5 protein-coding genes are annotated in these 7,533 nt (G+C 55.0%); 2 read left to right on the forward strand and 3 right to left on the reverse strand.

Going from position 1 to position 7,533, the window contains the following annotated elements:
- Positions 1-93 precede the first annotated feature (93 nt).
- Together JX360_RS12180 and JX360_RS12185 are read right to left on the reverse strand one after the other, a co-directional pair.
- Positions 94-3,492: a response regulator gene (locus JX360_RS12180; protein WP_244351302.1), complete on the reverse strand. Its 3,399-nt coding sequence runs from the start codon at positions 3,490-3,492 to the stop codon at positions 94-96.
- Positions 3,493-3,496: 4 nt separating this feature from the next.
- Positions 3,497-3,880 carry a response regulator transcription factor gene (locus JX360_RS12185; protein ID WP_244351303.1) on the reverse strand — a complete coding sequence of 128 codons (384 nt, stop codon included), beginning with the start codon at positions 3,878-3,880 and terminating at the stop codon, positions 3,497-3,499.
- Between the two features lie 262 nt (positions 3,881-4,142).
- Between JX360_RS12185 and JX360_RS12190 the strand changes: the two genes are divergently transcribed.
- Positions 4,143-4,430: a DUF6464 family protein gene (locus tag JX360_RS12190; protein ID WP_244351314.1), complete on the forward strand. Its 288-nt coding sequence runs from the start codon at positions 4,143-4,145 to the stop codon at positions 4,428-4,430.
- Between the two features lie 15 nt (positions 4,431-4,445).
- Here the strand turns inward: JX360_RS12190 and ntcA are convergent, their stop codons facing one another.
- A complete protein-coding gene (gene ntcA, locus JX360_RS12195) occupies positions 4,446-5,120 on the reverse strand; it encodes a global nitrogen regulator NtcA (protein ID WP_244351316.1) in 675 nt (224 codons plus the stop codon).
- A gap of 279 nt (positions 5,121-5,399) precedes the next feature.
- Between ntcA and JX360_RS12200 the strand changes: the two genes are divergently transcribed.
- Positions 5,400-7,208 carry a M61 family metallopeptidase gene (locus JX360_RS12200; protein ID WP_244351319.1) on the forward strand — a complete coding sequence of 603 codons (1,809 nt, stop codon included), beginning with the start codon at positions 5,400-5,402 and terminating at the stop codon, positions 7,206-7,208.
- Positions 7,209-7,533: the final 325 nt, after the last annotated feature.

The raw sequence follows: 7,533 nt of genomic DNA on the forward strand, positions 1-7,533 counted from the left end.
AGTGTGGCCCCATCCTCTGGCAGGATACGGCTCCATCAGACTGATCATGCCATAGGAGCGGATCCGAGAAAATGGGCACAACAGAAAGGGGGGTTACCGATCTGCCGCAGACTGTCCTGGGGGATCTTCTCGAGTTGGCTCCTCCGCCAGCAAAATAAAATAGACATTTTCCAAGCCTTTCTCAAAGCGCAGGGTTTTGATGATCCCCTGTTCGCGGGCCAGCAAACTATTGACGATGATCATGTCCGGTTGATCGGCAACGGCCTTTTGAATGCCCTCTTGTCCATCTGTCGCTTCGGAAACTTGGTAGCCGCGGCTTTGTAAAGCCTCCATCAACAGACGCACGGTGGGCAAATGTTCGTCGATCACCAGTACCTTACGGCGGCAGCTTCGCTGGGCGATTAAGGCGTGGATTGACTCCAGCAGCGCCTCCATATCAATCGGTTTGGTGAAATAGCGGTCGATGCCCAGCCGATAGCCCCGCTCCCGATCCTCCACGATGGAAAGAATCACAATCGGGATCTCGACAGTATCCGGGTTGCTCTTCAGGACGGCAGCCACATCAAACCCGCCCATCTCGGGCATCATCACATCCAACAGGATCAGATCCGGATGGTGCAATCGGGCTTGGGTGATGGCTTCGATGCCGTCTTGGGCCTCGATCACCCGGTAGCCCTCCGATTCGAGGTTTTCCTTGAGCAACTGCCGCAGATGCTGCTCATCATCCACCACGAGGATGGTTTGGGATCCCGGTGAGCCAGCTCCTACTTCACCCGTTGCCGGGATCAGGTCAGGGGTAGCCGCCACATGCTCCCGCAGTTGGCGCACGATGCCCTGCAAATCAACGCCGCCGGTCGGTGCATTTGCCGAGTCTGTCCAGCGGGGTAAGGTGAAGACAAAGCGGCTGCCCTGGCCCAGGGTGCTCTCCACCCAAATTTTGCCGCCATGATGTTCAACAATTTGTTTGCTAATCGGCAGACCCAAGCCTGTCCCTTGGGGGCGGTCAGTGAGGGTATCTCCTGCCTGTTTGAACTTGTCGAAAATGCGGGCTTGATCTGCGGCGGCAATGCCGATGCCAGTGTCGATGATGGCGATCTCCAACTGGTGGGGTAAAGCCCTGGCCCGACAGGTAATGGATCCCTGCTCGGTGAACTTGAGGGCATTGGAGAGCAAATTAATTAGCACTTGCACCAACCGATCCGGATCCCCATAGACCTCGGGCAACTGCGGATCCACCTCTTTCAAGATGGGTAAGCCCTTTTGTTCCGCCAGGGGTGTGATGGCGCCAATGGCCCGCTCTAGGATCCCCTCGACGGCTAAGGGTTGCATGTGCCATTCAATCTGACCGGCCTCCATTTTGGCCACATCCAGCACATCGTTGATGAGGGCGGTAAGGCGTTCCCCTTCCGAAAGAATAATGCCGAGGTTGTCGCTCACCTGGCTGACGGCTCGTTGCAGCTTGCGCTCCGCTGCCGAATCAGAGGCTCGTTCTGGAGCCAGAGCGGGAAAGATCACCTCTTCTAGGCGTTTTTGGATCAGCTTGGCAAACCCCAGCACCGATGTAAGGGGGGTACGCAACTCGTGGCTCACGGTTGAGATGAAATCCGTTTTCATCTGGTCGATGTGCTTTTCGCTGGTGATGTCGCGGATCAGCATTACACACCCCAAGCTGGCCGCGATCCCTTCCTGTGAGCGTTGAATGGCGGCGGCCACGGCTTTGCCCACCCGTTGGTTGCCCAGCTTGATCTCCGCCGCTACAGGTTTTGTGGGATCCGCCAAGGCTTGCTCCACCAAGGCCAACAGATCGGCCCCAAACACCTGCGCCACAGGCAACCCCACAGGGGATTCCCCCTCAGTATTTAGCCCAAACAGGGTTAGCAGGGCCGGGTTCACCCGCAAAATCTGACCCACCGGATCCGTCACCAACAGTCCATCGGCAATGTTCTCGATCAGTGCATCCAGGTAGGCGAGGGTATCTTGCAGCTCGTTCACCGCCTGGGCCAACTGGGCTGTCCGTTGTTCTACTCCCTGCTCTAGGGCCCGATTGCTCTCCTGCAAGCGTTCCGTATATCCCTTGAGGCGTTGGATCATATTCTGGAAAGCCTGAGATAGCAGGCCAATCTCGTCCGTGCGCTGCCTACCTGGCATCTCTTGCCAATGGGCTTCTCCAATTTGGGTTTCAATTTGAGCTGCGGCTGCCGCCAACTGCTGGAGCGGTGTGATCAGATCCCGCACCAAAAAGATCAAGATTAAAAGGATCCCGCCCCCCAACAGCGCTAGCCAGAGCAGGATCAGCTGTTGATTCACCTGTTGCACGGTGGCTCCGACGGCGGCCCGCGTCTGTTGAACGGAAGCGAGGATCTGTTCTTGGGGTACCACCACCCCTAGGCTCCAGTTGGGATACTCCAGTGGACGAACCGCAACGCGGTAACGCCCCTGTGGCAGTTCCAGATCCCGCAACAGGGGATCCCCAGCCATCATCTCTTGGGCAAGCGCCGCCACCTGCGGCTGCTCGGATTCCAGCAGGCTGGTATTCAGCAGTTCCCCGATTTGTAACTGCCGGGATCCCGGACTGACCAACCCAAACAACTGGGAATAAGCTTCCGGAAAGGCGATGATCTGCCCCTGGTCATCCAGCAAAAAGGCGAACTCCCCCAAGTTGGCATCAGCAAAGGCTCCGTCACTCTCGCCCAACACCTGAGCCCGCAAAATTTCTCCCACAATCGTACCGAGGCTGAGATCGATCCCCGCCACCCCCAAAAACTCCCCTTGGGCATCACGAATCGGGGCCACTGCAGAGGTAAGCAACCCCTGACCGGCGGTATCTTCGTACACCTCCGTCCAGCGCACCTTGCCACTGGGGTTGTTCTCCGGACGAACGATGGTATAGTAGGTGCCCTCAACCCGCTCATCAAAATCGGATAGGGGGGGCAATTCCGGCGCAAAAAACGTATTGGGGTAATAGCGAGTTGAAGAAGACTCTAAGATCAGCCAACTGGCAACAATGCTGGATTGGCTCTGCTGCAAAGCCTGCAACAACGGATCCAAATGGGAAATGGCGTTTAGCTCCTGGGTAATCTCAGGGGTAATCTCATCAGCAGCCGAGAAAAAAACAGAGACTGGATCTGCGGCGGTGTTGATCCAGCGGCGGTTGGGGTAGAGGGTCAGAGTTTCTTGGGGGTTGTAATTTTGCTGCCCGTAAAAGGTTTGCTCCTCAAGGTACACAGCCGCCTGTTGCGCGATCAGGCTAGCGGCGGCCCCCACCTGAGCAAAGATGGCGTTGTAATGGGCGGCTTGCTCCTCGGTAATGCGAGTCAGGGCAGCATCCACCTGCGTGCGAAGGGTGGTTTCGTTCTCGGAAGCGGCAAATTCCCCCAGCTCCTGAATACGTTTCGAAGAGAGTTGAATCAAGGCCAGCACGGAGGCGGAAGACACCACTGTCACCACCAACGAGATCCGTAGCCCAATCCGGGAGCGTAACCAGCCAAACATCGACCTATCCCCGCAAGCCCAACAATTCCGCCGCTTTGGTTGTCAGCATATCCGGGTCAAAGGGTTTGGTGATGTAAAGATCTGCCCCCACCTCTTGCCCCCGTTGCTTGTCAAATTCCTGTCCTTTGGCCGTGAGCATAATAATAATGGTGTGCTGAAGCTCGGGATCCTGTTTCACCTGTTGGCAGACATCAAAACCGTTCAAACGGGGCATCATCACATCCAAAAACACGATTTGGGGTCGTTCTGTGCGGATCAACTCCAGTGCTTCTTCCCCATTGGCTGCCAGGATCAGCTCCACCCCCTCCGCCTCCAATTCCTCCAAAGTTTGTTCCAGCAACAGACGAATGTGAGGCTCATCGTCAACGATCAAGATCTTGTTGGACATGGATCGGCGGCAGGGGAAACTTTCCGTTATTGTAGGGATCCCGTTGCGCAGATGGGGTGTATCTTGACCAGATGCCAGAATCTTTTAACCCAGGTTTACCTTTTCCGGGGCTCACCTCCAGCCAGGGAAAATCCACTACACTAATGTGAGTCAAGCTGCATCCCTGCGCTCTGCTCCTCCAAGCTGACTCCTACCGCACCTTATGTCTTCCGTAAACCAAACTCTGCCTATCCAGTGGATCGACGCGGATTCGGGAGAGGTTTTGGAAGAATCTCCTTGGCAAGTCAGCCCTCATCCCGGTACTTATGTTCAACTGGCAGGGCAGCACTACTTAGTGTTGGAAAAACGCCATTCCTACCAATTGCGTCAGGGGAAATATTGCCTCTATGGGATCCGGGCTGTGGTTCGTGCCGTCGCTACACCGACAGAAGAGGGGGGCATTCTCGGGGATCCCTCTTGCCAATTTAATGCTCGTTCGCCACTGCTGCGTTGTGCGGTTAATCCCTTGGGGCCTTGTCAGGGGTGCCCCCACTATCGCCTAGCAGTATGAATCCATTCGAGCCAATCAAGCAAATCGATGGCCCAATTGCATCGGATCATGAACTGTAATCTTCTTCTTGTGGATTGAAATATATTTTTTCTTGCGCAGCTCCCCGAGAAGACGGGTAATCGTCACCCGAGTTGAGCCAATCGCTTCAGCAATCGCCTGGTGAGACAGTCTCAGATCGATTGTGACGCCATCCGGGCTGGGCACACCAAAATCCCGACAGAGGATCAACAGAAAGCTGACCAAACGGGATCCCATATCCCGGTGAGCCAGAGTCTCGATCATCATCTCCGTTTGCAAAATGCGCGAAGATAAGCTCTTGAGCAACAGCATCGAAAGCTCAGCATTCTCCCGCAAAGATTTTTCCACCTGTTCAATCGGCAAAGAGAGTAGCTCAGCCTGGGTAAAGGCAACCGAGTGATAAAAGCGATCGGAACGCTGACCTGTGATAAACGAGAGCACCCCAAAAATGCTGTTTTCGCGCAGGAGGGCGACGGTAATTTCTTCCCCCATCTCGTAAACCCGCGAGAGCTTGACGGCCCCTTTCACCAGAAAGTAAACTCGCTCCGCCGGATCCCCTGGGAAAAAGATCGTTTTACCCCGCTCAAACGTTTCGATCACAGGCGGGTACTGATGTCCCCCCAACTGTTTGAAGGCTGTGATCAGAGATTTTTCCGCTACGGCCACCGCCATACTCATCAACCTTTTGAGGTCAGTGTATACCTAAGACCAGCCAAGAGGCCCTGGATTGAGTCACAATCCTATTGACCTCAGAAGTCATCACGACGGCAGGAAGTCATCCTAAAGTAAAAGGTTCTGCCTGGATATCTTTGTAGCGGGAGTTACATTTTCAGGTTTCGTTCATGCCTCAGCAAGGGATCCCTGACAAAAGGTAGGCAGTAGGATGGGAAGCATTGCCGTCAGAGGCACTGTGCTAGCTCCGTATAGATCCTGACACATTGGAAAACGCCCATGGTGATCTCGGAGGCCGTTGTTGCCGCCCCCCTTCAGCTCAGTCGTCAACACTTCACGGTACGGATGCCGGAGCCGGCCAATCACTTGTTTGAGGTGGAACTGCAGATTCGAGAGGTGCAGCCGGAGGTTCCGTTGTTGCTGCGCATGCCTGTCTGGACGCCGGGATCCTATCTGGTGCGGGAATATGCCCGGCATCTCCAGGATTTTCAGGTGGAAGATGAGGAAGGGATCCCTTTGCCTTGGCGCAAGGTGAATAAAAATACCTGGCAAGTTCAGCCCCGATCCGACCATACCCAGACGGTGACTATTCGCTACCGGGTCTATGCCTATGAGCTGACGGTACGTACCAATCATCTGGATCTCACCCACGGGTATTTTAACGGGGCGGCTCTTTTCCTTTATGTGCCAGGGCGGGAGCAGGAACCCCATCTACTGACAGTGATCCCGCCCAAGCCCGATTGGCGGATTGCCACCAGTTTGCGGCCCTGTCAGGTTACGGGTGGATCAGAAGGAGCAGTACCTGGCCAGTCTTTTGTGGCGGCAGATTACGACGAGCTGGTGGATAGCCCGGTGGAGGTGGGCCTGCATCGGCTGGAAACATTTGAGGTGGAAGGGATCCCCCATTACTTTGTGGTTTGGGGAGAGGGAAATCTGGATTTGGCCCGAGCAGTGGCAGATACCCGGCAGATTGTGGCGACGGCAGCCCGTTTTTTCGGGGGATTGCCCTACGACCGTTATTGGTTCATTGTGCATCTGTCGGCGGCAGGGTTTGGTGGCCTTGAACACAAGTACAGCACCACCCTCAATTACTCCCGGTTAGACTTTCATCAACCGGAGAGCTATCGGCGCTTTTTGTCCTTGGTGGCGCATGAATTTTTTCATACCTGGAATGTGAAACGCTTACGTCCTCTTGCCCTGGAGCGCTTCGATTACAATCAAGAAAATTACCTGGAGTGTCTCTGGTTTTGTGAAGGGGCGACGAGCTACTACGAAAGCATCCTGTTGCGCAGAGCCGGCCTTCTTTCCCCCACCGATTTCTTGAAAACCCTAGCCGAGCAAATTGGGCGGCTGCAGCGGATCCCTGGGCGTGCGGTGCAATCCTTAACCGAGTCCAGTTTCGATACCTGGATCAAACTCTATCGCCCCCACGAAAACAGCCTTAACAGCCAGGTGTCCTATTACCTGAAGGGCGCGCTCGTGTGTTGGCTGCTGGATCTACAGATCCGCCATCGATCCGGTGGGCAGGGATCCTTGGATACTGCGATGCAAGACCTGTGGCAGCAGTTTGGCAAGGTGGAGAAGGGGTATAGCGAGCGTCAGTTGCGAGAGACCTTTGAGAGGGCAGCCGGTGCGGATTTGAGTGAGTTTTTCAGAGCTTATGTAGATGGCACCGAGGAGCTGGACTACAACACCGAACTACAGCCGTTCGGTCTGGGTTTGAAGACTGCCTTCAGCCATCCCAACCCCAGTCCCTATTTGGGCCTGAACTTTAATGGCGAGGGGAATCGCATCAGCTCGGTGGATATGGGATCCCCGGCTCAGCAGGTGGGGATTTGGGCGGGGGATGAACTGGTGGCGGTCGAGGGGTTTAAGGTGAGCGCTACCCAGTTACCGGATCGTCTGCGGGCGTATCAGCCCCATCAGGTTATTTGCCTGAGCGTGTTTCAAGCGGAACAACTCAAGCATTTCTGGATCCCGTTGGATCCACCTCGCCCCGATGTGTATTCCCTGGAGGCTCTGCCCAACCTCACCCCAGAACAGCAGCGGCTGCAACGGGAGTGGCTAGGCGCTCTTCTCGGCCCCTAGGTCAAAGTGAATCATCAAGTAGCCCTGCGGGGTACCTCCACTATAAAAAACGACAACAAGACCTAAATTTGTTTACAGCCTTTTTGGTGGTTAAGTACAACCATCCTAGTCGGCTAGGATAGAGGGTGAGCCTGACTCTAGATATTCTGATGAGCTACTCCCCTGATTTCCGCTTGAAGATTGTCACAGCTTACGAAGAGCAGCGTAAAGCCCCCGGTTTCTAACCGGGGGATATAAGCGCACAGGCTGAATTTATTCAGCAACAGAAATAGTACATACAATAGTCCCCATGAAACGGGTCACCACCACACTCAAGCTCAAGTTT

Origin of the sequence: Thermostichus vulcanus str. 'Rupite' (genome assembly GCF_022848905.1) — a bacterium.
GTDB classification, from domain to species: domain Bacteria; phylum Cyanobacteriota; class Cyanobacteriia; order Thermostichales; family Thermostichaceae; genus Thermostichus; species Thermostichus vulcanus_A.

Coding starts and splice junctions, on each gene's coding strand:
- JX360_RS12180 (WP_244351302.1), bottom strand. CDS start 3,492: ATGTTTGGCTGGTTACGCTCCCGGATTGGGCTACGGATCTCGTTGGTG.
- JX360_RS12185 (WP_244351303.1), bottom strand. CDS start 3,880: ATGTCCAACAAGATCTTGATCGTTGACGATGAGCCTCACATTCGTCTG.
- ntcA (WP_244351316.1), bottom strand. CDS start 5,120: ATGGCGGTGGCCGTAGCGGAAAAATCTCTGATCACAGCCTTCAAACAG.
- JX360_RS12200 (WP_244351319.1), top strand. CDS start 5,400: ATGGTGATCTCGGAGGCCGTTGTTGCCGCCCCCCTTCAGCTCAGTCGT.